Below are 25,365 nucleotides of genomic sequence, written 5' to 3' on the forward strand. Positions count from 1 at the left end.
CGAGCCATACTGGCAAAGTCACTTCGATGAACAACTGGAGCGCCCCCCTGCGAATGCGGATGCTTGGCCGTCTCGAAGTCGTCTCGAGCGCTGGGCAGGCGGCGCGTTTTCGGTCGCGAAAAGCGCTCGCCTTGTTGGCATTCCTGGCGCTCAACCCTGACGAGGAGTTTCATCGCGAACAGCTCTGCGACCTGTTCTGGCCCGACAGCGATGGCGACCGCCAGGCTCAGAGCCTCAGGCGCGCGGTGGCAGACATCCGTGAAGAACTCGAAGTTCGGATGGGCATGGGTGAGATCGTCCAGACGCGCCGCAACTACGTGGCCCTGGTGCCCGGCAGCGTTGAAACGGACGTGGCGCACTTCAATGCCCTAACCTCGGGAGCGCCGGACCAGGATGAATTGAGGGCCTTGCTGGAAGCAGTTGGCCTCTATGCGGGCGAGCTGCTGCCTTCATTGGCCGAAAGCTGGGTTCTTGCTCTGAGGGCGGATCTAGAAGAGCGCTTTGGCCACGCCGTCGTCCGGCTTTGCCAAGCCCGCATTGATAGTGGCGAGGCTCAAGAAGCGTTGAGGATCGCACGTGCAGCAGTCCTTGCGGCCCCCTTTCGAGAGGATGTGCACATTGCCCTGATCTCCGGATACAAAGCTGCAGGAATGGACATCGAAGCCCTGAGGCAGTTCGAAGAATGGGAACGCCTACTCGATGAGAACTGGGGCGAAGCACCGTCAGAACAGGCGGTGCGCGCACTTGAATCCCAGTCCGCTCCGGCCACCGAGCCAGCAGCCATTGACGGCTTGAACAGAGCAGGCGCCGGCCTTCACCGGAGCCAGACCCATCCCGATATGGAGACGGCGGGCGGCGCGGTTCCGTTGGGCTCGCGCTTCTACGTTGCCAGGGCATCCGACCAAGAGGCGTTCGATGCCTTCGACCAGGGCGAAGGCGTGATTCTTGTCCACGGTCCGCGCCAGGTGGGGAAGAGTTCGCTTCTGGCGCGTCTGCTGGGCCATGCTCGCGATTCCGGCGCCGCCGCGGCATTCTCCGATCTTCAGTCCTTCGGTGCGACGCAGCTCTCCTCCGCCGAAACCCTCTATAAGACTCTGGCACACGGTCTCGCCAGGGACCTGCGCCAAGAGGTCGACTTCTCAGCAAGCTGGCAAGACTGGCTGGGCCCTAACATGAACCTGGAAACCATGGTCGAAGAACTCCTTTCCAGGACTCCGGGGCCGGTCTCCTGGATTCTCGATGAGGTAGACCTCCTATTCGACAGGGCCTATACGAATGACTTATTCGGGCTGCTCCGAAGCTGGCACAACCGGCGAGCGTTTGAACCGGATGGGCCCTGGCGAAAGCTCACCTTGGTTCTGGCATACGCGACCGAGGCACACCTTTTCATCACCGATCTCAGCCAGTCTCCTTTCAATATTGGCGTTCGTGTGGGGATGCAGGATTTTCACGAAGAGGAGGTCAAAGAGCTGCAGGGGCGATACATGGGAGCCTTGGCGCAAGACGTACACCGAGACGTGTTCGGGCTCACGAAAGGGCACCCGTTTCTCACGCGCCGAGCCTTTGCATTCCTCGCCAAGGACGGCTCGATAGAGTCTTTGAAGCAACTGGCGAGCGAGGTGGACGGGCCGTTCGGCGAGCACCTGCGTCGTACTTGGATCGCCATCTCTCAGGACCCTGAGCTGACGAACGAAGTCCGAAGGCTTCTATCCGGCCGCCCCTTCGAGGACCCCACAACGCGCTACCGCCTCTGGTCGTCAGGCATCATCCGGGTCTCCCGTGACGGCGCGGTCGAGTTCAGGGTTCCTATCTATGGACCTTACTTGCGCGCGGCCTTGGGCTGAGTCTTCCAGGGGACGCTGTTCAACGACCGCAAGACCCCGTCCTTGCCGAACAGGAAGATCTTGGAGCCATCTTTGGAGAACCCCGCGATGGTTGTCGCCTCGGTTTGACCATCTTTGGCATTGCCTGCGGAGTCATCTCTCTGCGAGAAGAATTCGACTCCAGACTTCGGATCGTAGACGATTAGGGTGCCGTCCTTGAGGCAGACGAGGACGCGGCTACAGTCTGGTGAGATGTCATAGAAGTTAATCGCCTGCCCTGGAGCGAGCACCGTGCATCGCGGTCCCTTCGACAGATCCCACACGCCGATGGTGTCATCAGCCAGCGTGCCAACAAGGAGACTCCCCTTGACCCAAAAACTCCTGACGGCCACGCCCGTGGGGATTTCAAGGTTCTTCACGCGCTTCCCCGATGAAGTATCGAAAACTTCGATCCGGCTTGAGGAGTCGTTAAGACCCGTGTAGAACGACAAGATCAACCACTTGCCGTCTGCCGATAGAGCTGAGGCGGTGATATCTTGCTTCGGAAATTCCATCCTTCGAAGGATCTTCCCACTCTCTGCAGAGACCAACAAGATGATTGCGGTCGTTGGCATCAAGGGCCCTGTCCACCACTTGCTGGCCCTGACCGCAAAGATGGGCCCGTCGGAGGTCATCAGGCCCCCATAGTTCACGCCGGGAAGCGGCCAGTTTGGCCTGAACCTGTGCAAAACGGCCATGGACTCTGTGTCGAGGATCGCATACTCGGCCTGCGTATGCGGAGCGTAATCCATTCCAGGGGCCGGCTTGCCCGTGTTGGAACGTACAAGAAGTCGCTTGCCTCCCATCAGCCTACCTATCCCGAAGACCATCGAGTCGAAGACCTTGACCGACTTCTCTTTCTTCAGACCGTCGATGGAGTAGCGGTCGACAGTACCAGAATCGGTCCCCACATAGACTCTCTTCCCGGAGACGACCGAAAACGGCTCCTGCGAGTGTACGCCTGCAGGACTCTCGATGCGAGCCACTTCGCCAGTCTTAAGGTTCCTGGATTCCAATGCCCCCTCGACCGTCGGGTAGAGCAGGAATCGTGGGTCATCGCCCAGCCAGAAGTCGACTGGGGGATCTGCAATAGCGCCTAGGGACTTAACGGCAGGCAAGGGCTCAAGTGGCCAGATGCGCACGGCGCCCATCCGGTCGATGCTGGCGAAATGGGTCCCGCCAGGCAAATAGACGACCCTGAAGACTTGGTACTGATGGCCATAGTAGTTTTGCTGCACCTTTCCGCTGCCAACGTCGTAACGGGTAATCACTCCGCCAGAAGTCAGGAGGATGCTGCGTTTGTCTGGCGCGAACAACGCTCCGGCGCCCAGATCGGTTGGCGCTTCGAGGGTGGAGGTCACGCTTAGGTCAGAAGCTCTGCGGATCTGGAACGGGCGAGGCGCACCCTGATCGATCAACATGAAAAGCGTTCCATCCTTGCTCCGAACAAAGTACTGGTTGCCCGCAAGCGGCGGCGGGAGGATTTTGGTCTCGGCAGCTCGACTGCCCTTCGAGTCCGTCCGAATCAGGAGCCCGTCGCGAAATAGGGAGATTTCATCGCCATTCGGGAGTTTCATCGTCGCTTTGCGCGCCGGGTCGGGGCGAGGATAATGCTCCAGAACTTTGCCATCGAATGAGCGCTTCTCGGTGTCTCCGCCGCCCCATTGAACGATCATCGTCCGAGTGTCCGGATCGAACGACATGATACGGAGCGCAGACTCTGCGACAATCTGGTCGGTGTCCGCGTCGCGAATCACCAGCTTGCCTGTTTCTGGATCGACCCCGGACCTCAAGTTGCCCCTGCGGATAAGGGGGAAGATCGTTTTTCCCTTGAACTTCCTGCGTAATTGAAGTCCAGTGGGAGTCACCTTGAAGATCGAGTCGCGGGTGATCAGGCTGACCGTACCGTCCGGATCTTCTTCAAACTCGTTACGCAACGGCTGGACCTGGGCTTCTGCGACTTGGCCGTTGAGCATCGCTGCCAGATGGCCCCATTCCCAGCCTCGAAGGGGGTCGTCCCTAGACCGGTCCATCAGCTCTGCGACCTTCATCCACCGATTCTCTTGCATGGCGAGCCGGAGCGATACCATGATTCCCATATAGCTTGTCCGACGCAGCTCGTCGGCGCTCTTCTCAAGATCGTGAACCGCCCGATTCCGCTCTTCCAGGGTTCTCTTGAGGTCGAAGCTTCTGCCTTGCAGGTCGACCAGCGCTTGCTGTCGCTGGTTTGAGACCCTTGCCAGTTCTGTAGTGCGCAATTGCAGGCTATTCAGGGCGGCCTTGCGCTCTCCGGAAATGCGGGTCAGCTCTCCGTTTCTGTTTTCAAGCGTGCTGAGGGCTTCTTTGCGTTCGTTCGAGGTCTTGGCCAACTTGTTGAGTGCTTCCTGCCGCTCTCCTGAAATCCGCCACATGCCGATGGCGCCCGACGTCACCGCAAGGACAAGAACACCCGCGACGCTCGCCGTGCGCAGCACGGCGATTCTTGCGGCGCCGCGCTGTCGTCGAAGCTCGCCCTCGGGCAGGCTCTGGCGTCGCCATCGCTCGTCGAAGACGCGGCGATAGGCCTCGTTGCGGACCTTCAATACTCCATGATCTTCGTATCCAAGACCCGCAAGGCGCAGCGACGCCGCCACCGGGTTCTCCTCGGTGGTGGGAACGCCGCGCCCTCTGAGCAGCCTTCCATAAAGGTCCAGCACTTGCGATCGCTTCTCGTCTGGCGCCACTCCGGGGACGTCGGGATCCAGCATTCGGCGCTCCACGTCGGCGAAATTGGCAACCTTTTGACGGGCTTCTCTGGTAAAGAACAGCTCCTTCACCAGGCGGTCGACGCCATGCTTCGACGTGATGCCTGTATCGCCAGCGACGTGGCTGCAGAGGAGCTGCGTGAGGTAAGGATGCCCGCTTACCCAGTGGTGGACCCGCTGGACCAGGACTCCGCCATTGCGTCCGCCTTCCGCCAGCACTGAGGCATAGCCCGAGGTTTCTTCCAGCGAGAAGTCGGTGAGATCGATCCGCCTGCCAATGTTGAACGGAGTGATCTCGGGGTTCCGGATGAGCTGCCCCGGCGTTGCGACACCCACCAGACAGAATGTGAGGCGCTCGAAGCCGCCGGCCTCGGACCGACGGTTGTAGCAGTCCCGGATTCCGGCAAAGAACTCGTCAGCCGGAAATGGAAGAGCGCGCACGTAGTCGACTTCGTCGATAAAGATCACGATGGGGGTCTTCGCGGTATTCAGCACTACCGTCTCCAAGGCGCCCAGCCATCGCGAGAGCGGGCCGATCTCCAAATGGCTCCGCCAATATTCCAGGAGCGCAGGCTGCATGCCGAGTTCTTGGCCCATGGCGGCGAGAAGGCCGCCATACCACTGTTCCGCGGTCAGGTTGGCGCCGAGGCGCTGAAGATCCAGTTTGACCGTGGCTACCCCCTTTTCTTTCAGCTTGACGATCGTCCTTGCGACCAACGAGGATTTCCCCTTTTGGCGTGAGTCGAGCACGAAGACATAGTCGCCTTCGAGCAGCGCATCTAGAAGATCGGAATCGGCACGACGCTCGATATAGCTGGGAGCGTTGGGGTCCATGGTCCCACCAGGCCGGAAAAAAGGTGCCGTACGGCTCATAGGGGCATTGTACGAAACGATGTGTGAACAACGCGGTCACGGATCGTTCACACATGGTTCAGCAGAATGCGATCCAAGTCTCACCGGAGACGCTACTGGCGGCCTGAAGGGGTACGGCCAGCCAAACGGGGAATGCAAATGAACTTAACAAGAGTCGTCTCAACACTCCTTCCGGCCACCATGCTGGGAGCCCTCATCATGGCCGCTCCCGCTCAAACCACAATGCGGGCATCGGTCGGCCACAGCGGCGCCGAGGCACAAGGAGCAAGCCCTCAAGCCGTGATCAGTACCGGAACTGGACAGTATGTGGTCTTTACTTCCGCGGCACCCAACCTGGTGCCTGGCGGAACCTCCCATATCCAGGTCTTTCGGCGCGACCTGAACTCGAACACCACGCTTCTCGTCTCGGTGGATGCGGGTGGAGCCGAGGCCAATGGCGATTGCTTCAACCCTCGCGTCTCACCTGACGGCAGATTCGTCTCGTTCTCCTCCGACGCAACCAACCTGTCTCCGGAAGGCGATGGCAACCTTTCCCGAGATGTGTTTCGCCGCGATATCCTGCTCGGAACGACAATTCGGGTCTCGGTCGCCAATAACGAGGCAGAAGGCAATAGCACAAGCGACTCTTCGGCAATCAGTGCGGACGGCAACCTTGTCGCCTTTCGATCAAACGCCACGAATCTGGTTTCGCTTGCGCCAAGCGCTTACTCTCAAGTGTTCTTGCGAAACATCTCTGCAGGAACCACCGTTCTCGTTTCACGGTCGACCAGCGGCGGCTATGGCGACGACGAAAGCGGGTACTTCCAACCCCAGATCACGCCCAACGGCCGGTACGTCGCCTTCACGTCGAAGGCCGGGAACATGGTTTCCGGTGACACCAACGGCAACTGGGATGTCTATCGTCGGGACATGAACAACGGCGGCAAGATGGTGCGGGTCTCGCTTCCCACCAATGGGGCGCAGTATTTCGGCATCAGCCACACGTCGGCCATGAGCGACGACGGACGCTATGTCGCCTTTGTCTCGTTGAACGCCTTCAACATCGTGGACACCAACGGCGTCGTCGACGTTTTCCTGCGAGACACCAGCAAGAACACTCTGACCCGGATATCGAACAGCGCCGCAGGGGGATTCGCCAACGGCCCAAGCGGAGATTCGGGGGGCTGGGGCGTTCGCATCAGCGGAGATGGAACGAAGGTCGTGTTCGAGTCCGCCGCTTCCGACTTGGTGAGCGGCGACGGAAACGGCGTTGTTGACGTGTTCCTTCGGAATCGCAGCAATAACACAACGTCGTTGGTCTCTGTGAGCGCTTTGGGGGGCTCGGCAGACGGGGCCAGTATCAGCCCTTCGATCAGCGCGAACGGATTCGTCTCCTTTGTCTCGGATGCCAGCAACCTGGTGATGGACGATACGCTCGGATTCACCGACGTCTTTCGGAGAGGAACCTACTGATTGAAGGGCATTCGCTTGAGGCTCGGGCGACCTCTCCCGGGCCCGGCCCAATTTGGGGCCGGAGGATGTACGATTTCCTTCAAAAGGTAATTGGGGCAGCGGCCGCCTTCCGGCGGCCGTACCTTTCTCTGAGTCTGCCTTGTTTCGGCATGAGCGAGGACTCCCTTGTTCAATCATGGCCCTTGCGGCCGACGCACGCGGGGGGCAAATGCGCACACGCCTAGGTACCAACTGCCGCCAGAGGCTGGGCTGCAGATTCCCATCCGGAGCTGATCGGTCGTGGGCAGCAGGTAATGCAGGCTCGCCCAATACGCCAATTCAGTCGTGATTGGCGTATCGGGCGAGCGCTAGGTTTCAACGCGCCTTTCCTTTATGGCGTGTCATTGCAGCCCAAGGAGAGGAGCCCGCACGACTATTGCGCAGCTCGCGACCTTCTGCGAAGCACGGCAAGTCCACCTAGGAACACAAGCATCGTTGCAGGTTCGGGCACTACCACTAGGTCCAGATATCTGCCTCCGCCCGTGTAGATCTGGCTGGAACCGCCGGTCGCCGTATTGAAAACGTGCGCTCCAGAGCCGTTCGTCCAAAGGATGTTCCCGTTACCTAACTGGAACACGCCACGCGCGCCAGTAGCGGCAAACGAACTGATCTCGGCGCCCGTGCTGGCGTTGAGCTTAACCACGACGTTGGACGAGAAAACCGCTGCGAGGATGTTGCCGTCGGCGGCATAGTCCATCTGCTCAAAAAAGCTCCTCGCGCCATTGTAAAACGTTCCCAGCGACGTTCCCGTCAAGCTGTACTTGTGGATGTCATCGTTGGCCGAGGACGAGGAAACCAACATCGCGCCCTGATACTCCAGGATCCCGAAGGGACCGGGTGCGTTGGGGGTCGTGAAGTGGCCGAGGCTCGTGCCGCTTGTCGTGAACATTCGGAGGGCCGCGCCAGGAGCGCTGTTACCCGTTCCGGCATTGGTCACGTACACCGTCCCGTTGATCAGGCCCATCCCGCGGATGTTGTCCATCTGGCCGGTGACGGCCCCCAGCGAGGCGCCAGTGACGCTCCATCGCGAGACTCTATCGCCAGTCTGCTCAGAAACCCAGACTTCGTTCCCCACTTGCATCGCATGGATGGGTGTGCCACCTGCCAACCCAAAGAGGTTTGAGTTCACCACACTCCCATCAAAGGGGTTGAAGGCAACCATACGGTTGTTCGTGCTGTCAGGCATGTAGATCAGGCCCTGGCCAAAAGTGAACGACGAAAGACAGGCCAGGCCCGCCAAACCAAGCAATTTAATCATCATAAGAACACCGACCCTATTGTAATGGCGCACGCGCCTTCTGTGACTGGCAGAATTGCCTGTTTCGACCGAGTCCTTTGCTGGGGAGTCCGCGCCTGCTTGTGTCAGACTTGCGACTATGAAAGCCCGGTCCACATTGCTCTTTGTCGTCGTGTCCTTGATGCTCCTTGGCTGCGCCAAGGGCGACAGGCTGGTCGGCACATGGGTTGGGGTGCTGCCGGTCGCGGGCCAGAATGCCCAGGTCACGCAGACCTTCAACGCCGACAAGACCATGAACGGAACCTTCAACATGGAGATCCCGCAGCTCGGCAAGATCGTGATCGAGGTCGCCGGAACCTGGGAATCGAAGTCGGGCGAGGAAGTGACCTCGAAAGTGACGTCCGTAAAAGTGGTGGAGGCGCCTGCCGCCGTGAGGCAGCAGATCCAAACCCAAATGGAAAAGCAGATGCAGAAGACGGAGAGCTCCAAGCTCACCTGGAACGGCGACGACGAAGTGGTCGTGGAAGGCGACGGCAACCCGGTGACGTTCAGGCGGAAGAAGTAGTCCAGGGACCGCAACATCGTTGGTTGGCGCCTGTCGTTCTTCTGGACCCATGCCCAAGGCGCCCATATCGAGTGAAGGCCGGTCCAAGACGGGCCTTCCCAGACTGGCAAACTTTCTTCACCAAATTGTAGATATTCATCCTATACTGAAGTGAGCCGCACGGGAGCCGAGAGTGCGCGGGGAATTTGGGGGCATCGCCAAGGGGCTGACACGTGGGGATGTGGGCGTCTTTTCAACGAGGTTTCCCATTTTTCAGGTTCGCCTGTGCCCCGCCGTGACGAAACGCGTCACGAAATGGTCACAGTCCGGGGCGGATACTGCCAATAGCACAAGGGCTCGATCCGTGCGGACCCATTGCCGGGAGCGGAGACCAAGAAGATGAAAACAAAGAACACACTAATCGTAGGATTACCATGCGCCGTGCTGGGCACGGTGTTGGCCATCGGATGCGGGGGCGCGGGCGTCTCGGACCAGACCAGGGGCATCGCCGACGGGCAGGGCCTATCGCAGGTCGGGGTCTGTGGCACGGGCGCGCCGTCGCTCGAAGAACAGGTGCGCGTCGAGGCCGAAGTCGCCCTGCACGAAAAGGGGCGCGCGGGCGGCATCGTCACGATCCCCGTCTATATGCACATCATCACGGCCGATGACGGTGTGACCGGCAACTTCTCGGACGTGGTCGTGGCGAACATCGTGGCCAAGCTCAACTCCGCGTTCGCCGGCACGGAGGGCGCAGGCGGATACAACACGAATTTCCGATTCCAGCTCGTCAGCACCGATCGGACGGCGAACACCATCTGGTGGCAGGCCACCCGGGACAGTCCCGCAGAAGTCGAGTGCAAGACCGCGCTGCGCCAGGGCTCTGCCGACGACCTGAACCTCTACATTCGGGACCTTCCGCCTGGACTTGGAGGCTACGGCGGCTTTCCATGGTGGTATGCGGGCGCGCCTCACATGGACGGCCCCGTGATGGACTATGCGATCATCCTGACGGCGGGCAGCACCACCGAAGTCACGGACATCGCTCCCCACGAGGTCGGCCACTGGATGGGCCTGTATCACACCTTCCAGGACGGCTGCAAGAAGCAGAACGACTATGTGGCCGACACGCCGGCCCAAAGGAACTACACGAGCGGCTGCCCTACGCCTAATCCGGACACCTGCACGGGTGGTGCGTTCAAAGGTGTGGACCCGATCCACAACTTCATGGACTACTCCAACGAGGTGTGCATGTACCAGTACACCCTGAACCAAAGCCAGCGGTTCGACAACATGTGGGCGACGTACCGTCAAGGAAAGTGATCGGGCACGCTTGAAGGACTGGCGTTTCTTTCACAGTTCTTTCACAACGGAAATCGTATCGTGGCTCGCTGAGACCCAGCAGCCACGATGCACTTCCAAAGGAATTCACCATGAAATCCGCACTTACCACTCGCTTTGTTCTGTCTGCGGCTGCCTTCTTGGCGGCTGCGGCCTCCCACGCCGACGCCCAGTGGGCGACGCAGAGCCTGCATCCTGTTGGGGCAGTGCAGTCAGCGGTCTGGGGGGTCGGAGATGGCCAAATGACGGGCATTGTGAGCTACGTGGGGACCTGGTCATATTTGAAGGCGACCCTGTGGGACATGGCCGGCACGCTGACGGATCTGCACCCGGACCACCTTGGTGGGACGGTCTCGATGGGCTTTGCTTGTGCGGGCGGGGTGCAAGTTGGCGAGACCTACTATTCCGATCCCAACATCGGTGGCCCACAATTTGCCAGCGCCTGGGCGGGCACAAAGGAGAGCTGTGTCGTCTTGAGCCCCGAGGGCTTCGACGCATACGCTACGGACGGCCGCTATCATGCTGGCGCAGCCTTTGTTGCGGACGAGATCCATGCGGTCGTATGGGACGGCACCACGGGCACGTGGGAGGATCTTGACCCGGCAGGTTCCATAGGTTCCTATGCTTGGGGCGCCGGTGGCGGCCAGCAGTGTGGGCACGCCGTCGTTTCGGGATTGACGCAGGCGGCGCTTTGGACCGGCACCGCGGGTTCCTGGATCAACCTAAATCCCTTTGAGGGCGGCTCTTCCCAGGCGTATGGCACGGATGGCGTGCAGCAGGTGGGATGGACCCTGGTCGGACAGGAGGGCCATGCCTGTCTCTGGAATGGCGACGCTGCAAGCTGGGTTGACCTGCAGCCCGACGGCACCACTGCCTCCTACGCTTACGACGTCGAAGGCGGCTATCAGGCTGGCGGCGTGTATGCCAACGGTTCGATGCACGCGGCCCTGTGGCAGGGCACAAAGGAGTCCTGGCTGGATCTTCACCAGTACCTTCCGGCTGAATACCAGGCAGGCGATTCTGAGGCCTGGGCGATCTGGGTGGATGGGCCGAACATCTACGTTGGCGGCGACGCGCTGAACGCGGTGACCGGCCAGATGGAGGCGATCCTCTGGAAGTTCGAAGTCAATCGTCCTCCGGTGGCGGTTGCGGGAGATGATCAGACGGTTTATGTAGATCCGGACACCAACATGGCGGTCTTCGGCCTCGATGGATCGGGCTCTTCTGACCCCGACGGCGATACTCTCACCTACGAGTGGACCGATCCTATCGGCCAGACCATCGACACCGCTTGGATGGGCGCCACGCAGACGCCTGGCACCTATGTGTACACCCTCAAGGTCACCGATCCCGACGGCCTTAGCGACACGGACACGGTGACGGTGACGGTGCTGCCGGCGAACCACCCTCCTGTGGCGAATGCAGGCCCCGATCAGACAGTGACGGTGCCTCATGATGGGGATCCTGTGACGAGGTCAGTCCTTGTTACGCTAGACGGCTCGTTGTCTGCTGACCCTGACGGCGATGCCCTTTCCTATTCCTGGTCCGAAAACGGGGTCGTCGTCGGAACCACCAAAGTGCTTTCACTCGAGGTTGTCCATGACTACTGGCAGGGCTGGGTCAATCATCGTAGCTTCGTGCTGGAGGTCACGGATTCCGCCGGAGCCAGGTCCCAGGACGTTGTGGTTGTCAATGTCAAGACTGAGCAGAATAGTCCGCCGGAGCCGAGAATTGCGGGCCTGACGATAAAGAAGTACAACCGAACCTATCTCGAAATCTATCCTCCTCACGACGGCAAGGTCGGAGGCATTGTTACGGTCACGTTCGACGCTTCCGGATCATTCGACCCGGATGGCGATCCCTTGTCGTTCTTGTGGCAGGGATTCAATATTGGCCTGCAGACGACGAGCACCTATTCGGAAACCGTCGGCATTCCCGCACCCGGAAGCGCACCAAACACCAAAACACTTGACCTAAAGCTCTCGGACCCTTACGAAAGCTCGTGGGTCTATACTGGTTACAAGGTCTATCCAGAGCCGGATGTCGCTCCCGTGGCGGTTCGAGATGACGTCGAGACCACCGGTTCACAGCCCGTGAACTTCTTCCCCTTGAACAACGACTATGACCCCGAAGGAGACTTCTTCACGTTTACCAATCTCACGCTGATTGCCTCCGTTGGGACTGTGCACATGCTCGGCTACAACGCCTACAGCTATCAGGCTCCGCTTGGGTGGAAAGGCACAGCAACGGTGAGCTACACGATCGCTGACGTCTACGGCCTTAAGTCCACAGGCGAGGTGCGAATCAAAGTGAAGTAGAGGAGGGTCAGCCGTCTTGCCCTTCGCCGAACGGCAGACGGCGTCAGTTCACCCAGGTCGAACCGGTCCAGGCTTCAACGAGGGCTCTTTGGAGCTTCGCAGTCGAATCATCGCACTCGAAAACCTCGGCTCAGGGCTTGGTTGTGATGCTCAAATCGGTCACGCAAGTTGGCTGTATGGCCGACATAGAATCGGTTCTTGGGTTCGCTCCAGAGGATGTAGACCGTGATCACGGCGAACAGGAGTTTTGGAGGAGACGATGACATTCGAACCCGTGACCTTCGATTCCATCGGGACGCTCTCCTTCAGGCCCCTCACTCGATCAGGGCAGAATGGCCGCCGCTCAGATCGCGATCAAGTACAAGAAGTAGCTGTTGCCATACGTTCAGACCATGAGCGCATGTGGTCTCGGGTTGTCTCAAGGGCAATACACTCCAACTGCCTATCGCGAATCAGGGACTGGGGACGGCCGACATTGGCATTTGGGCCAAGAAGGATCGGGTGGAGATCTTGGAGTTCAAGGGAGCGTGACTTCTGTAGGGCGACGGCGAGGTCAACTGGCAATTCAGATGAAGGAAGCAGGTGTTTGAACCCGATCGATCACGGCAATCCTGTTTTCAGGGGTCGTTTATGGGAGCCCATCTGGGTTCCACCTTTTCCGAGCAGAATGATAGGGGATGGGGCGGAAGGATTTCTAACCACCTGAACCGAGACGCTTGGCTATTTCAAGGTAGACAGGTATGCCGACAACGAGGTTGAACGGGAAGGTCACCGCAATCGCGCCGGTGAGATAGAGACTCGCATTGGCCCGAGGCAACATGATCCGAACGGCGGCCGGCGCAGCGATGTACGAGGCGCTTGCCGCCATTGCGCCGAGTACCCCTGCCCCCCCTATTGAGAGCCCGACGAGGACTCCGGCCGCGACTCCCAAAGCACCGTTCGCCAGCGGCACCAGGGTCCCAAAGAGCAGAAGGAAGGCCGCGTTCTGCTGAAGTTGGGGAACCTTCGAACCTGCGACAAGGCCCATTTCGAGCAGGAAGATCGTCAAAGCTCCCTTGAACAGGTCTCCAAAGAGGGGTTCCACTTGCTGCATCCCCGAGGGGGAGGCCAAGAGGCCAATCAGCAGACCTCCGACCAGGAGTACGATCGCGCGCCCCGTCAGGAGTTCATGCAACAGTGGCCCAAGCGTTTTGCCCTGTTCTTTCCTTAGCACCAACCACAGCGCAAACAGAATCGCAGGAACTTCTAGAATTGCCACTAGAGCGGGAAGAAATCCCTCGGGGCTCAGCCCCTGGATCTGAGCAAAAGAGGTTGCGGCGATAAAGGTAACTGCCGAAACCGATCCGTAGTGTGCTGCCATCGCGGCTGAGTCCGTTCGATCGAGCCTCCCAAATCGGCGGCACACATTGTACGCAAGGGCCGGCGTGACGACGCTTATGCCTAACGTGGCAAGAACCGGGCCCCACAGATCCGAGATTCTTGCCTGAGAGAGCGCAACGCCTCCCTTTAGCCCAATCGCAAACAGCAAGTAGATGGACAGGGAGGCGTAGAGGCCGTCAGGCAGCTTTAGGTCGCTCTTGATGACGATTGCGATGAAACCAAGCGCGAACGCCAGCACCATGGGTGACAGCAGGTTCGAAACAAGGAGATCGGTGCTCAACTTATGCTTGCGTGTGGCCCGGGACGGCGATAACGTTTCTCAGATGTGAAAAGTGCTTCTTGTAGGCCTCCAACTCCGACGGAGTTATTTTGGCGTCCGCCATGATGATGAGGCGCCCTAGATTCTCCAGATGGTTGAGAAGAAGCTCGGCAAATCCAGTGCCGTACACCGAGTCGTGGAGCGCCGCCGCGGCCAAGCAACCGGGAACCGGATTCGGCGCCTCACCCCTGGCGATCGCCCTTTCAAGATGCGCCCCGTGCTCCTGATCTTCATCTAGTACAGCTTCAAGCAGCCAGCATTCTCCCTGATGGAGCCTTCGGTCTGCCCAAGCCAGCGAATCGAAAAGACTGTGCACGGTCTCGGCGACATCGGCGGCGATTTCGCGCTGCGTTGTCCAGTAACCCCTGCTTTCCAGGAATTTGGAAAGGGTGCTAACAGCTGCAAAGTTGTGACGGGCGAGTAATGCAATTGATAGGTTCATAGTGATTACGCGACCCCTTTCGCCTGGGGTCTTCTTATGGAGGCAAGGATCGCGGTTCCGAGAATCGCGACGATAATCCCGAGCGACAGCGCTACCGGGAACTTGGGCCACTCGGGAACAATGACCTTCTCTGCGTAGTTGTAGAGCATCTTGCCGCCCACGAATACGAGAATCGCGGCAAGCCCGTAGCTGAGGTAGTGGAACATCTGCATGAGGCCGGCGAGTGCGAAGAAGAGCGCTCGAAGTCCAAGAATGGCAAAGACGTTCGAAGTGAACACGAGGAATGGGTCGGAGGTAATCGCGAAGATCGCAGGAATCGAGTCCACGGCGAAGATCACGTCTGTAAACTCGACCATCAGCAAGACGACGAAGAGGGGAGTCGCCCAGAGCCTGCCGTCGATTCGGGTGAAGAACTTCTGCCCGCGATAGTCGGGCGTCACGGGCATCAGCCTGCGAAACAGCCTCACGAGCGGATTCTTCTCAGGGTCGATCTTCTTGTCCCTGACGATCGCCATCTTGATACCCGTAAAGATCAAGAACAAGCCAAAGATGATCATCGTCCAGAAGAACTTCTCGAGCAGCGCAGCGCCTGCCGCGATGAAGATTGCTCTGAAGATCAAGGCTCCGATGATTCCCCAGAAGAGCACGCGGTGCTGATACTTCTCCGGCACGGAGAAGTAGCCGAAGATCAGCAGGAACACAAAGATGTTGTCGACGCTCAGCGCCTTCTCTATCAGATACCCGGCTAGAAAGGCGAAGCCAGCTTCCTCATTGGTGTATCGGCTCCCCGGCTGGATCTGATCCCAGAAGAAGAAGAGACCGAGGTTAAAGAGTAGCGCGAGGCCGATCCAGACGCCGCTCCATGCGAGGGCCTCCTTGATCTCGACTTTGTGCGCCTGGCGGTGAAAGACGCCAAGATCTAGGGCGAGCATCACTAGCACGAACGCCATGAACGCGCCCCAGATCCAAAGGGGGATGTTTGCTATTTCTACCATCAGAAGTCAAAAAGTTCTCCGAGAAACCCTCCGCGTTTGTTGCGACGGCCACGATGGTCGTCGCGATCGTCATCGTCATGGCGTCGGTGCTCCCCGCCGGACCTGTGGGAGGGTAGCGAGCGCTCCGCGATACGCTCGGAGGTGTCGGAGGTCGTGGCCGATCGATCGATGATTTTGTCGAGCTCTCCGCGATCGAGCCAGACGCCACGGCACACGGTGCAGTAGTCGATCTCAACTCCAGTTCGGTCAGCCATCGTAAGTTCGATGACCTCACAATTGGGGCATTTCATCTTGTTACCTTCCTTACACCCACGCGCGCGGCTTGAAGGCAACAAAAAAACCTTCACACGCTACGCGGTGAAGGTCTTGCGCTCTCTTCCGGGCCGGCTCTTTCAAGCGTAGTGTCGACCTCGGCTCTGCAGTCTGCAGGCGCTACTCCCCTTCGAGGGTTACGGAGCAATATACGCCTCACGTGCGGAAAGAGTTCCATGGTGGGCAATCAGTCCCCCGCGCGGTCTGACGCAACCTCCCAGCGCTTGGGAAGCGTCAGTCGAAACCAAGCTGTGCTCAGGTGAATTTGGTGGAGATGATGGGATTCGGGATCCGTGATCCAAGACGGGGATCTTGAACCTGAAATGTCGGTCCTCTGGCTCAGAAACAGCGGCAAAAACCGCCTCTGACACTCGGTTTGACACTCAGCGAAAGCCCCTCTATTTGACCGGAGAAGCAGATCTTCTCAGGGGCGTGACGACTATTCGCTACCACCCCAGAAATCGATAGTCTTCTCCAATTTCTCGACGAAATCCGCACCGATCTCACAACAGTGATTTTGGAGCGTGAATATTCTCAGGCTCAGTGGGAAAACGAGCTCGCGCTGGCGCGCCAAGACAGGATCGTTTACATCGAATTCCGAGTCTGTCTCGGCTGCGCCACGGGCTGGTCCCTTTCCCACGGGGATCAGCCCAATTCCATTTTTGGAGAAATTGATATGTACACGCAGTTAAAGAACAGAAACTTGGAAGCCGCCCTCGGCTATGCACGCCGTGGTTGGGCGGTCTTTCCCTGTCGTATTGACAAGAAGCCCTTGACACAGAAGGGGTTCAAGGATGCGACGACCGACGAATTCACCGTGAAGGCGTGGTGGACGGAACGTCCTGATGCAAGCATCGGCGTGCCGACCGGAAGCAAGAACCGGATCGTCGTCCTCGACGTGGACGTCGACAAGGACAAGGACGGCAACGTCGCCTTGCAGGCATTGACCCGTGGTGTCGTCCCCAAGACGCTAGCCGCGACCACGGGGCGCGGTGGCACACATTACTTTTTTGAGCACCCTGGGATTCACATTGGGAGTTCCGCGGGCAAGCTCGGAGAAGGGCTCGATATTCGGGGCGACGGCGGCTACGTGATCGTCAGCCCGAGCAATCACCCCAGCGGCAGGAGCTACGAATGGCAGAATGACCTGCCCATCGCCCCCATGCCCGACTGGCTCCTAAGGGCCATCGAGGCGCCCGAAGCACCCGCCCTGAAACGTCAGGTCCAGGATGCTGACCCCTTCGAGTTCGGAACCGACATCCCCGAAGGGCGACGGAATCACAAGGTCTTTCGATATGCCGCTGGACTCAGGGCAGGCGGAATGGAGCATGAGGACATTCTCGCCACGATCCGCAGCCTGAACAAGCTCAGCTGCAAGCCTCCGCTCGACGAAGACGAACTCCGGGGAATCGCGGACAGCGCTTCCCAATACCAGCCTGAACCCCGAGGCGAGCCGAGAAGCCAAAAGGCGAAAGCACTAAGCACTGACACCAAGGAACTCAACGATGCGGGCAACGCCGCTCGCTTCGTCGAGGCTCATGGCTCGTGCGTGCGCTACGTCAAGTCGATTGAGAAGTGGCTGATCTACGACGGCGCGCGCTGGAAGGAGGACAAACTGGGCAAGGTTCAGGAGCTTGCCAAGGAAACGGCGCGGAAGATCCACCACGAGGCGGCTGAAACTGCTGACAAGAACGACCGGATGCATCTTTCGTCTTGGGCCGAAAACTCCGGCAACAAGACCAAGCTCAAGGCCATGGTCGATCTGGCCACGTCAGATCCCCACGTCGCCAGACTAGCCGATGACTTCGATAAGGAGCCGTTTGACCTTTGCGTTCGCAACGGAGTACTCGATCTGACGAACGGAGAACTCAGGCCGCACAGCCCAGACGACATGATCACCAAAATGGCGCCGGTCGAGTTTGATTCTGGAGCCGCTTGTCCTCAGTTCAGGCAGTTCCTCGACCAAGTGACCGCAAACGACCAAGATCTTCAGCGCTACATGCAGAAGGTCGCGGGCTACTGCCTGACCGCCGACATGAGGGAACAGGTCTTCTTCATCGTCTACGGACTCGGAAGCAACGGCAAGTCGGTGTTCATCGACGTCATAGCGCAAATGATGGGCGAGTACGCCATGACCACCGATTTCAAGACGTTTCTTGAGCAGAAGTCCCAGGGCCCTCGCAACGACATCGCAGCGCTTTGGGGCTGTAGGTTTGCCATCGGCTCAGAGATCGGACCCGGTGGGCACCTTGATGAAACCGTCGTCAAACAGGTGACCGGCCAGGACTCCATTAGCGCGCGGTACCTCTACAAGGAGTTCGACGTTGACAAGATGGTGTGCAAGATCTTCCTTGCCACGAATCACCTTCCAACGATTCGCGGTACAGAGCACGGCATCTGGAGACGAGTCAGGGTGATCCCCTTTGACGTGACCATCAAAGACGATCAAGTCGACCGGCAACTTGCTGAGAAACTGAAAACCGAGCTGCCTGGCATCTTGAACTGGGCCGTTGAGGGCTGTCTGCTCTGGCAGAAGGAAGGGCTCACCCCACCTAAGCGCGTAGTCGAAGCCGGTCATAAGTACCGTCTCGAAGCCGACACAGTGGAGCAGTTCATCCAGGAATGCTGCGTCAAAGATCCGAAGGCCGAGGTCAAGTCTTCGGAGTTCTATCACCGGTACGAAGAGTATTGCGACAACAACGGCTTGACCGCGATCCACATGACGACGTTCTTCAAGAAGCTGACCGAGAAGGAGATCGGAACCCGAAGGAGCGAGACGTCCTATCGGACCGGAATTCGGATGCTTACCCTCGAAGAGAGGCGGTTAAAGCGAACTACGTAGGGACCGGAGGGGGCGTAGGGAGTTTCTGAAACTTTATTTACTATATATGTACTTTTACTATTCTGGAAATGCCTACGTTCCTTACGTTCCTTACGAAGATTCCCTTTCCCAGAGAGAGCGCAAGCACGCTGTGATCTCCAACATGGTTCAGAGAGGACCGAGCCGTCTTGCGCGGTCCTCTCTGCCCTCTCGACACCCCCTATCGTATGCCAGGCTCACCACCCGCGCCCTGAACGCCCATGCACCGTGCGGTCGCACATGTGGCTCGGCTTTCCTGGGAGCCGCCATAGATTACGCGGCTCCCTTTCCTGACCAGACGGTCCGACGGCGGAAATGCCGAATCCGGGATGATAGTAGACCCAACCACACGTCTGAATCATGTCGGGAACAGCCGCTTCGGGCTAAGGGCAGAGAGCAGTCTTACGTGGGCCTCCAGGCCCTCCACGACGGACCTGAATAGCAGCGCGAGTACAAAGGACGCTATGGCAGTCACTGGACAATCCAAGCTGCAGACCCAACGTGGACGTCAAGCAACAGGCAATCCAACCGTCGGGTTTCAAATCGCTGCTGCATGGAGGCGAGCGCACCCAAAGCGACCGACAGGGACTTTTGTGATTTCAGCTCGTATCGAACGACCGTGCCCGTATGTAACCGCTCCAAAACATGGGGCGCCGGTTCAATCCTGACCCCCGGGGGCGTTTTTCAGGACAGAAGAACGACTTCCCTCCGGCTACTCCCTCAGCTTTTCTGTTCTTACGCCTCGCGGGGCGGGAGCCCCGCTCGGGCTCCAATCTTCCGAATCCACGACCTGCGGTCGTGCCAGGGATCGCAACCTCAAGCAAGTGAAGGGAGCCATAAGGGCGATTATCAGCCAGCCTTCGGAAAGGCACGAGCCATCCTTTCTGATAATCGGGCCTTATAGCTCCTGACCAGTTTTGTCCCTGTTCCAGTCTGGGATTACGAGGTCCGGAATCCCTGACTCCAAGTCCATCTCGTTGCTTCAAGCCTGAGGCTCGACTCGGAAACGAGGCTGAGTTCAGCACTCGGCTAAGGAGAACGACAATGGACGACAAGGTCCAAAGACTCGCCAAGTCGGCGCTACAGCGCCTTACGACCGATCTCGCTGGGGGCCAATCCCAAGCCCTAAGCGACTACCTCAAGACGATGAGCCGGTTCCACAAGTATTCGTGGTTCAACTGCCTCTTGATTTGGGGCGCCAAACCCGAAGCCAAGTTTATTGCCGGCTATCGCAAATGGGAAGAGTTCGGGCGACATGTTCGGCGCGGGGAGAAAGGAATCTGCATCGTTGCGCCGATCGCCCGAAAGGGTGCCAAGGCCGACTCTCACGCCGAGGACGGTTCAATACTCCAGACAAAGGGGTTCATTGGCGTCCACGTGTGGGACATCAGCCAAACCGATGGGCAAGACCTGCCCACCATCGGCAAGCGCACCGGCAATCCGGGCATCTACTTGGAACGCCTCAAGCAATTCGCTGCAGATTCCGGGATCAAACTCGAGTACCTCCCATCCTTAGGCGGACCTGAGGGCAAGAGCTCGGGTGGCCGCATCCAGATCAAGCAGGGCATGTCTGCTCCCGACGAGCTGGGTGTTCTGGCCCACGAGCTCGCGCACGAGCTGATCCATCAGCACGGCAAGCGAGGCGACAAGACGAAGAAGGTCCTTGAGCTTGAGGCCGAAGCGGTCGCCTACGCGATCTGCGAAGGGGTCGGAATCAGTAGCGGCACGGCAAGCGCCGACTACATCCAACTCTATCGAGGCGACGCCGCGCTACTGATGGAGAGCCTGGCGACGATCCAAAGGGCCGCTGCCTCCATCCTCAAGGCTGTGCTCGATTAGGGGAGACCGTCCGGTGCGGGACGTGCAGTTCGTTGGATCACCAGGGATCCTCCTAAAGGCACCTCCCTTAGATCCAACAAACAAACGTCCTTCGCACCTCTGCCCAGCCTTGCTTCCACGCTCAGCGGCGGCACAGACCTCCCGCTTCCGACGGGTTCCACCCATCCCGCATTGACACAGCCATTGACGCCTCACCTGATGGTCCCAGAGGACCATGCGGTGTCCACCGGAGTGGCCGGCTATGGCTGGCAACGCTTGGGATGGGTCCCTCCGTCTCTCGCTTTCGGTCTGGACCGCCACCCTCGCTGTTGGGTGTAGACCGAACGGCTCTTTACGTCCCTTGTCCACATCGCGCGCGGAAACCGGCGCTTGGAACGAGAACAAACTCCCACGCGATCGCACACATAATCCGGTCATGAGACGTTTCCCAAATGCCAGTTTCGTTTCGATGGTTCCGCCCTACGTCGAGCGCGAGCCCGAAAGGCGTTCGCTCTCTCCCAATGCTCAAGAGATGGTCAGCTTCAATCGCGACATGATCGACAAGATGGCAGAAACTGTCGCCATGAAGATCCTTCCGCTCTCCACGATGCTCGATCACCAAACGACCCTCGCGAAGGAGACGGAAAGCGTCGGCAACCTCATCGAGGACGTGCTTGAAGCAGCTATCGGCGATCTATCCAGCCTTGGAGCCGCCATCGGCACCGATCCCTATGAGGTCGAAGCGTCGGTCGGCGAATACGTGGAGCATGACGACGACCTGAAGGACGTAGGGCCCAAGGAGCTCCGCTTGGCTCTGGACGTCCGAATCCCTCTCGACACGTTGTATCTTCGGTTTCCCCCCAAGCTTGGACGGAAAGTGAAGCGTGTCTGGGACAAGCAGGTCGAAGAGGAGGAGGCCGCCGAAGCGAACTGAGTCGCGCAGCGCCAGAACTTCGGGTATAGCGCTGCCATGGCACTCCCGAAGACGCCGAACCGCATCACCACGAGCTTTGCCTTCAGCTACGTCGAACGCGCGATTCTCGAAGGGCTGGGAAGAAGGAGCTTCGGCAAGCCAGAACATGCCCAGGTCGCAGCCTTCTTTGCAGACGGGGAATCCGAGCCATCATGCGCCTATTGCGGTATGCCCGAACCTAAGCGTTGGGATCATGTGCTCCCGGTTCGGGCAGGAGGCGAAACTGTTCTGGGCAACATGGTGCTCGCATGCGCGGCCTGTGACGACTCAAAGCAGCATCGTCCATTTGAGGATTGGCTGAGAGCCCGAGGGGTGCAGGACGCCGAAGCACGCATCGAGCGGATCATCGCCTATCGGACCCACTTCGGATACGAGCCTCGCGTTCTCGAAGATCGCCTTGACGAAGCGCAGGCGCGGCAGCTCGAAGCGCTCAGGGCGGAGGCGGCAGACCTCAGGAGGCGGATCGACGGGTTCCTTTCGAGCCTGGACTCATAAAGGGAAACCTGTGGAAAACTCCCCCGGCGCCCCTGACGAGCATGGAGTATCTTCGAAAGCAGGAGTTCAGCGCGAGGACGCCCCGTATTTTTGGCAGATTTCGCTGAAAGCCTTGATTTGACCGGCGACGGTCTGTCATTCTATAATGATTTGGTCCAGGTTCTTGCGAATCCTGGACCGAAATCGATGTTCAGTTTTACTCCGTTAGCGCGGAGGACGACCGCAAGGCAAACAAGTTGTCTTTACAGTTGTCAATCTTATAGTACGGCGAATTTCGGGAAATGTCAACGGCCGCACTATAGAAAATGATGTGAAGACGGCGCGTTTGCCTTGAAAGCAGCAATCTTTCGAGGATACGTATGCCAACCGAAAACACCATCAAATGTCCTGAGTGCGGATTCGAGATCCCGCTCACCGAAACCCTTGCCGGACCGCTTTTGGAGCGGGCCAAAGCCGAATCCCAGAAGCTGGTAGACGCCGAACGGCGCAAAGCTGAGGCTGCAGAGGCCGCCTTGGCGAAGGGCCAAGCCGAGATCGCAACAGAACGCGCCAACCTGGAGAAGGACGTTGCCGAGAAGCTGGCAGCTAAGCGCCCCGAGTACGAAGCCACGATCAGGCAAGCCGTCAAGGCAGAGATGGCCGCGGACGTAAAGTCCAAGGAACAAGAGAACGAGCAGCTTCGCGCCAGCCTGAAAGAGTCGCAAAACGCCCAGCTTGAAGCGATCAAGGCCAAGAACGAAGCGGAGCAGAAGGCCGCTACCGTGGACTTGGAGGTCGCCAAGCGGGTTGCCGCCGAGACGGCGACAATCCAAGCGGACGCCACCAAGACCGCACACGAGGCGGAGAAGCTCAATCAGGCCGCGCTTCAGAAGAAGCTGGACGAAGCCCTTTCGCAGGTGGAAACCATGAAGCGCAAGATCGAGCAAGGCTCGCAGCAAGCGCAAGGCGAGCTCGCTGAAGCCACGTTGCAAGAACAGCTGTCGGCGGCGTTCCCATGGGACGCCATCGAAGAGGTCCCAACCGGTACCCGAGGGGCGGACATCCTTCAGAGAGTGATGGTCGGTCCCGAAGCGGCCGCAGGCTCAATTCTCTGGGAGAGCAAGAACACCCAGAACTGGGGTGGCGATTGGCTCACGACTGCAAAGCGCAACCAACGAAGCGTCAAAGCAGACCTGGTTGTGATCGTGTCCCGCGCCCTGCCCAAGGGGGTCCAACAGATCGACTGCTGCGAGGACGTATGGGTTGTGAGTCCCTCTCATGCCATCTCCATCGCCAAAGCCCTTCGAACGGGAATCGTGGAGACGGCAAACGCTCGAAGGACCGCCGAGGGGCGAAAGACGAACGCGGAGAACGCCTACGACTACCTCATGGGCCCTGAGTTCACAGCCCGGATCAAGGGGATCGGGGAACCGTTCAGGCAGATGGAGGTCTCGCTCGCACGCGAGCGGGACTACATGACCTCGAAATGGAGTGAGCGGCAGAAGCTCATCGAACTCGTCCGCGAAGCAGCGTTTGGGATGCACGGAGACATCGAGGCCCTGCTTGGCAAGCCGATTCTCGGCTTCGAGGCCATAGAAGCTCTCGCGCTTGTCGCAGGGCCCATCGCCACCGAGGAGGTGTCCCAGTGAGCCAGATGGACCTGATCGTCTTCAACGTCGAACATGGGCTTTGCGTCTTTGTCCGCACCCCAAGCGGACACGGGATCATGGTGGATATCGGTTGTTCCGATACCTTCAAACCCGCCAAGTGGCTGAGCGAGCCGAGCAACATCGACCTGACACTTCACAACGGGAAGCGACTTGCGTGGCTCGTCGTAACGCACCCACATGATGATCACGTTGAAGGCGTCGATTCCATGATCGACACACTTCAGCCTGCCATTCTCGTGCGGCACACGGACCTTGATTGGCATGCCGTCCTTAACCCGCCAGACGGAGACCCGAGCTCCAATGCCAAGCGCTACTACCACTGGCAGGGAACCTACAATCAACCCGTCGCCTCATGTCCCGAATTGGGATGCAGTTTTGACCGGTTCGCATTGTCTCCCGAAAGAGCTCAAAGCCTCGGCGGCCAACTCAACAACGTGCTGAACAACAGCTCCTATGTTTCAGTGATCACTTGGCCGTATGCTCCTGTCGGGCGCTGGAAGGTAGTCGTTTGCGGCGATAACGAGGAGAAGGGCCTTGAGGCGCTGTTGGAGGTCCCGGGATTCGCAGAGGCGATCGCTGGTGCCGACATACTCGTGACGCCTCACCACGGCCATTCCTCTGGATACAGCGGCAAGTTCCTTTCGGCCATCGGCAATCCGCTGCTTTGCATCAGCTCGGTACCGGCGAAAGATCCGCACGTGGATTCCCGATATTCATCGGCCGCCCAGGGCGTGACTTTCAACGGAGGTACTCGCTCACACCTAACGACGAGAGGCGAGGGCCACATTTGGGCAACCCTCACTCCCGGTTACTATCGGTTCAACGCTTGGCCCTCTGACCTTGCCGAGATCCTGCGACGAATCAGACTGGGGTAGTTCCGGATGGACCAGAAACTGACGCTCTACGACGTGCTTGGCAGACTTGTCCCAGGGGGATTCTCTCTCTGGGGCTTGGTGCTGCTGGCAAGACAAGCAAAGGTGAATCTGCCGTTTGCAGCAGAGGCAAGTCCTCCGACGGAAGCAATCGTGTTTGTACTCATTGCTTATGTTGCCGGGCTCGTTGCGCACATTCTTGGGGATTGGCTCGTGGAGAGTTGGCTCTTCAAGCTTGCGGGGAAGCCGAGCGAGCGATTCCTGTCTTCGGATGCTGATGCAGTCGCGATCGGATGGATCAGGAGTGCAATGCAGGCCGCAGCGCCTTCCGACAAGTTTGACTTTGGCGGAGAAACGGTCGATGGGCGCAATGCGTCTCACAGAGCATTCCGAATGGCGCTATCTTTGGTCGAGGACACGTCACCAAAGGTCCAGGCCGTCCAGGCGCAGTACGGCTTGCACCGCTCTCTCGCCGCCGCATGCATCGTGCTGACCGTCTTCGCCGCGGCTGGTCTAGTTCACGGGGCGGTCAATTGGGGATCAGTTGTCAGTTTTGGCGCGATCGCGACACTTTTTTGCGGCGCCACCCTGAAGTGGGGGCATAACCTGGTCAGATGCGTTTTCGAGGTTGCTGCCGTTCGTTTGCAGGGCAAAGAGAAGGAGCTGTCGAAACCTGAATCGCCAACAAGTCACTCAGGTTCCGACGCCACGTAGTTCCCTTGACAAGGCGGCCAACCTCAGATTGACAGTCCACTGACGAAGAAACAACCTGTGATCCTAAGACGCTCATGGAATTCCTACTGATCATTGCCGGCGTGATTGCCCTAAAGGCCCTGTCGACCT

19 protein-coding genes are annotated in these 25,365 nt (G+C 59.0%); 12 read left to right on the top strand and 7 right to left on the bottom strand.

The features are described 5' to 3' along the window. The first annotated feature begins 26 nt into the window (after nt 1-26). Entirely contained in the window at nt 27-1,844 is a 1,818-nt protein-coding gene (locus HZC36_11395) for an AAA-like domain-containing protein (GenBank protein MBI5707579.1), read from the top strand. Here the strand turns inward: HZC36_11395 and HZC36_11400 are convergent. Continuing rightward, a complete protein-coding gene (locus tag HZC36_11400) occupies nt 1,820-5,479 on the bottom strand; it encodes an AAA-like domain-containing protein (GenBank protein MBI5707580.1) in 3,660 nt (1,219 codons plus the stop codon). The genes HZC36_11395 and HZC36_11400 overlap by 25 nt on opposite strands. 138 nt (nt 5,480-5,617) lie before the next feature. On the opposite strand from HZC36_11400, the gene HZC36_11405 reads away from it, so the two are divergent. Next, nucleotides 5,618-6,931 carry a PD40 domain-containing protein gene (locus HZC36_11405; protein MBI5707581.1) on the top strand — a complete coding sequence of 438 codons (1,314 nt, stop codon included), beginning with the start codon at nt 5,618-5,620 and terminating at the stop codon, nt 6,929-6,931. Between the two features lie 412 nt (nt 6,932-7,343). On the opposite strand, the gene HZC36_11410 is transcribed toward HZC36_11405, so the two are convergent. Next, entirely contained in the window at nt 7,344-8,231 is an 888-nt protein-coding gene (locus HZC36_11410; protein ID MBI5707582.1) for a PEP-CTERM sorting domain-containing protein, read from the bottom strand. A gap of 115 nt (nt 8,232-8,346) precedes the next feature. Between HZC36_11410 and HZC36_11415 the strand changes: the two genes are divergently transcribed. From HZC36_11415 to HZC36_11425, 3 genes are all read left to right on the top strand, one after another. Beyond that, nucleotides 8,347-8,772, top strand: a complete 426-nt coding sequence (locus tag HZC36_11415; GenBank protein ID MBI5707583.1) for a hypothetical protein — start codon at nt 8,347-8,349, stop codon at nt 8,770-8,772. Between the two features lie 378 nt (nt 8,773-9,150). Continuing rightward, complete coding sequence (locus HZC36_11420; GenBank protein ID MBI5707584.1) at nt 9,151-10,071, top strand: zinc metalloprotease; 921 nt, start codon at nt 9,151-9,153, stop codon at nt 10,069-10,071. A gap of 110 nt (nt 10,072-10,181) precedes the next feature. Next, nucleotides 10,182-12,407, top strand: a complete 2,226-nt coding sequence (locus HZC36_11425) for a hypothetical protein (GenBank protein MBI5707585.1) — start codon at nt 10,182-10,184, stop codon at nt 12,405-12,407. Between the two features lie 107 nt (nt 12,408-12,514). Here the strand turns inward: HZC36_11425 and HZC36_11430 are convergent, their stop codons facing one another. The 5 genes from HZC36_11430 to HZC36_11450 all read right to left on the bottom strand — a co-directional run bounded on the left by HZC36_11430 (nt 12,515) and on the right by HZC36_11450 (nt 15,833). Continuing rightward, a complete protein-coding gene (locus HZC36_11430) occupies nt 12,515-12,673 on the bottom strand; it encodes a GIY-YIG nuclease family protein (GenBank protein MBI5707586.1) in 159 nt (52 codons plus the stop codon). A 428-nt stretch (nt 12,674-13,101) separates the two neighbouring features. After that, nucleotides 13,102-14,028: a sodium-dependent bicarbonate transport family permease gene (locus tag HZC36_11435; GenBank protein ID MBI5707587.1), complete on the bottom strand. Its 927-nt coding sequence runs from the start codon at nt 14,026-14,028 to the stop codon at nt 13,102-13,104. Nucleotides 14,029-14,068: 40 nt separating this feature from the next. Then, nucleotides 14,069-14,548 (bottom strand): hypothetical protein, encoded by a 480-nt coding sequence (locus tag HZC36_11440; GenBank protein MBI5707588.1) that lies wholly within the window; start codon nt 14,546-14,548, stop codon nt 14,069-14,071. A 5-nt stretch (nt 14,549-14,553) separates the two neighbouring features. Further along, nucleotides 14,554-15,543: a TerC family protein gene (locus tag HZC36_11445; protein MBI5707589.1), complete on the bottom strand. Its 990-nt coding sequence runs from the start codon at nt 15,541-15,543 to the stop codon at nt 14,554-14,556. Then, the gene (locus HZC36_11450) at nt 15,543-15,833 is read right to left on the bottom strand and encodes a zf-TFIIB domain-containing protein (GenBank protein MBI5707590.1); all 291 of its coding nucleotides are present in this window, start codon (nt 15,831-15,833) and stop codon (nt 15,543-15,545) included. The genes HZC36_11445 and HZC36_11450 overlap by 1 nt, the downstream gene beginning before the upstream one ends. A gap of 698 nt (nt 15,834-16,531) precedes the next feature. Here HZC36_11450 and HZC36_11455 point away from each other — a divergent pair. From HZC36_11455 to HZC36_11485, 7 genes are all read left to right on the top strand, one after another. Further along, a complete protein-coding gene (locus HZC36_11455; protein MBI5707591.1) occupies nt 16,532-18,697 on the top strand; it encodes a bifunctional DNA primase/polymerase in 2,166 nt (721 codons plus the stop codon). Between the two features lie 1,062 nt (nt 18,698-19,759). Continuing rightward, the gene (locus HZC36_11460; protein ID MBI5707592.1) at nt 19,760-20,554 is read left to right on the top strand and encodes a DUF1738 domain-containing protein; all 795 of its coding nucleotides are present in this window, start codon (nt 19,760-19,762) and stop codon (nt 20,552-20,554) included. A 415-nt stretch (nt 20,555-20,969) separates the two neighbouring features. After that, nucleotides 20,970-21,467, top strand: a complete 498-nt coding sequence (locus tag HZC36_11465) for a hypothetical protein (protein ID MBI5707593.1) — start codon at nt 20,970-20,972, stop codon at nt 21,465-21,467. Between the two features lie 36 nt (nt 21,468-21,503). Further along, nucleotides 21,504-22,001 carry an HNH endonuclease gene (locus tag HZC36_11470; protein MBI5707594.1) on the top strand — a complete coding sequence of 166 codons (498 nt, stop codon included), beginning with the start codon at nt 21,504-21,506 and terminating at the stop codon, nt 21,999-22,001. A 359-nt stretch (nt 22,002-22,360) separates the two neighbouring features. Next, nucleotides 22,361-23,629: a DUF2130 domain-containing protein gene (locus HZC36_11475; GenBank protein ID MBI5707595.1), complete on the top strand. Its 1,269-nt coding sequence runs from the start codon at nt 22,361-22,363 to the stop codon at nt 23,627-23,629. Next, entirely contained in the window at nt 23,626-24,525 is a 900-nt protein-coding gene (locus HZC36_11480; protein ID MBI5707596.1) for an MBL fold metallo-hydrolase, read from the top strand. Before HZC36_11475 ends, HZC36_11480 begins: the two co-directional genes overlap by 4 nt. Before the next feature lie 6 nt (nt 24,526-24,531). After that, a complete protein-coding gene (locus HZC36_11485) occupies nt 24,532-25,236 on the top strand; it encodes a hypothetical protein (protein MBI5707597.1) in 705 nt (234 codons plus the stop codon). The last annotated feature ends 129 nt before the right edge of the window (nt 25,237-25,365 follow it).

It is taken from the genome of Armatimonadota bacterium, from assembly GCA_016223145.1.
In the GTDB taxonomy this organism is placed as follows: domain Bacteria; phylum Armatimonadota; class Fimbriimonadia; order Fimbriimonadales; family Fimbriimonadaceae; genus Nitrosymbiomonas.

Coding starts and splice junctions, on each gene's coding strand:
- HZC36_11435 (MBI5707587.1), bottom strand. CDS start 14,028: ATGGTGCTGGCGTTCGCGCTTGGTTTCATCGCAATCGTCATCAAGAGC.
- HZC36_11420 (MBI5707584.1), top strand. CDS start 9,151: ATGAAAACAAAGAACACACTAATCGTAGGATTACCATGCGCCGTGCTG.
- HZC36_11460 (MBI5707592.1), top strand. CDS start 19,760: ATGGACGACAAGGTCCAAAGACTCGCCAAGTCGGCGCTACAGCGCCTT.
- HZC36_11430 (MBI5707586.1), bottom strand. CDS start 12,673: ATGTCATCGTCTCCTCCAAAACTCCTGTTCGCCGTGATCACGGTCTAC.
- HZC36_11405 (MBI5707581.1), top strand. CDS start 5,618: ATGAACTTAACAAGAGTCGTCTCAACACTCCTTCCGGCCACCATGCTG.
- HZC36_11470 (MBI5707594.1), top strand. CDS start 21,504: ATGGCACTCCCGAAGACGCCGAACCGCATCACCACGAGCTTTGCCTTC.
- HZC36_11475 (MBI5707595.1), top strand. CDS start 22,361: ATGCCAACCGAAAACACCATCAAATGTCCTGAGTGCGGATTCGAGATC.
- HZC36_11455 (MBI5707591.1), top strand. CDS start 16,532: ATGTACACGCAGTTAAAGAACAGAAACTTGGAAGCCGCCCTCGGCTAT.
- HZC36_11415 (MBI5707583.1), top strand. CDS start 8,347: ATGAAAGCCCGGTCCACATTGCTCTTTGTCGTCGTGTCCTTGATGCTC.
- HZC36_11450 (MBI5707590.1), bottom strand. CDS start 15,833: ATGAAATGCCCCAATTGTGAGGTCATCGAACTTACGATGGCTGACCGA.
- HZC36_11465 (MBI5707593.1), top strand. CDS start 20,970: ATGAGACGTTTCCCAAATGCCAGTTTCGTTTCGATGGTTCCGCCCTAC.
- HZC36_11410 (MBI5707582.1), bottom strand. CDS start 8,231: ATGATGATTAAATTGCTTGGTTTGGCGGGCCTGGCCTGTCTTTCGTCG.
- HZC36_11400 (MBI5707580.1), bottom strand. CDS start 5,479: ATGAGCCGTACGGCACCTTTTTTCCGGCCTGGTGGGACCATGGACCCC.
- HZC36_11395 (MBI5707579.1), top strand. CDS start 27: ATGAACAACTGGAGCGCCCCCCTGCGAATGCGGATGCTTGGCCGTCTC.
- HZC36_11445 (MBI5707589.1), bottom strand. CDS start 15,543: ATGGTAGAAATAGCAAACATCCCCCTTTGGATCTGGGGCGCGTTCATG.
- HZC36_11440 (MBI5707588.1), bottom strand. CDS start 14,548: ATGAACCTATCAATTGCATTACTCGCCCGTCACAACTTTGCAGCTGTT.
- HZC36_11485 (MBI5707597.1), top strand. CDS start 24,532: ATGGACCAGAAACTGACGCTCTACGACGTGCTTGGCAGACTTGTCCCA.
- HZC36_11425 (MBI5707585.1), top strand. CDS start 10,182: ATGAAATCCGCACTTACCACTCGCTTTGTTCTGTCTGCGGCTGCCTTC.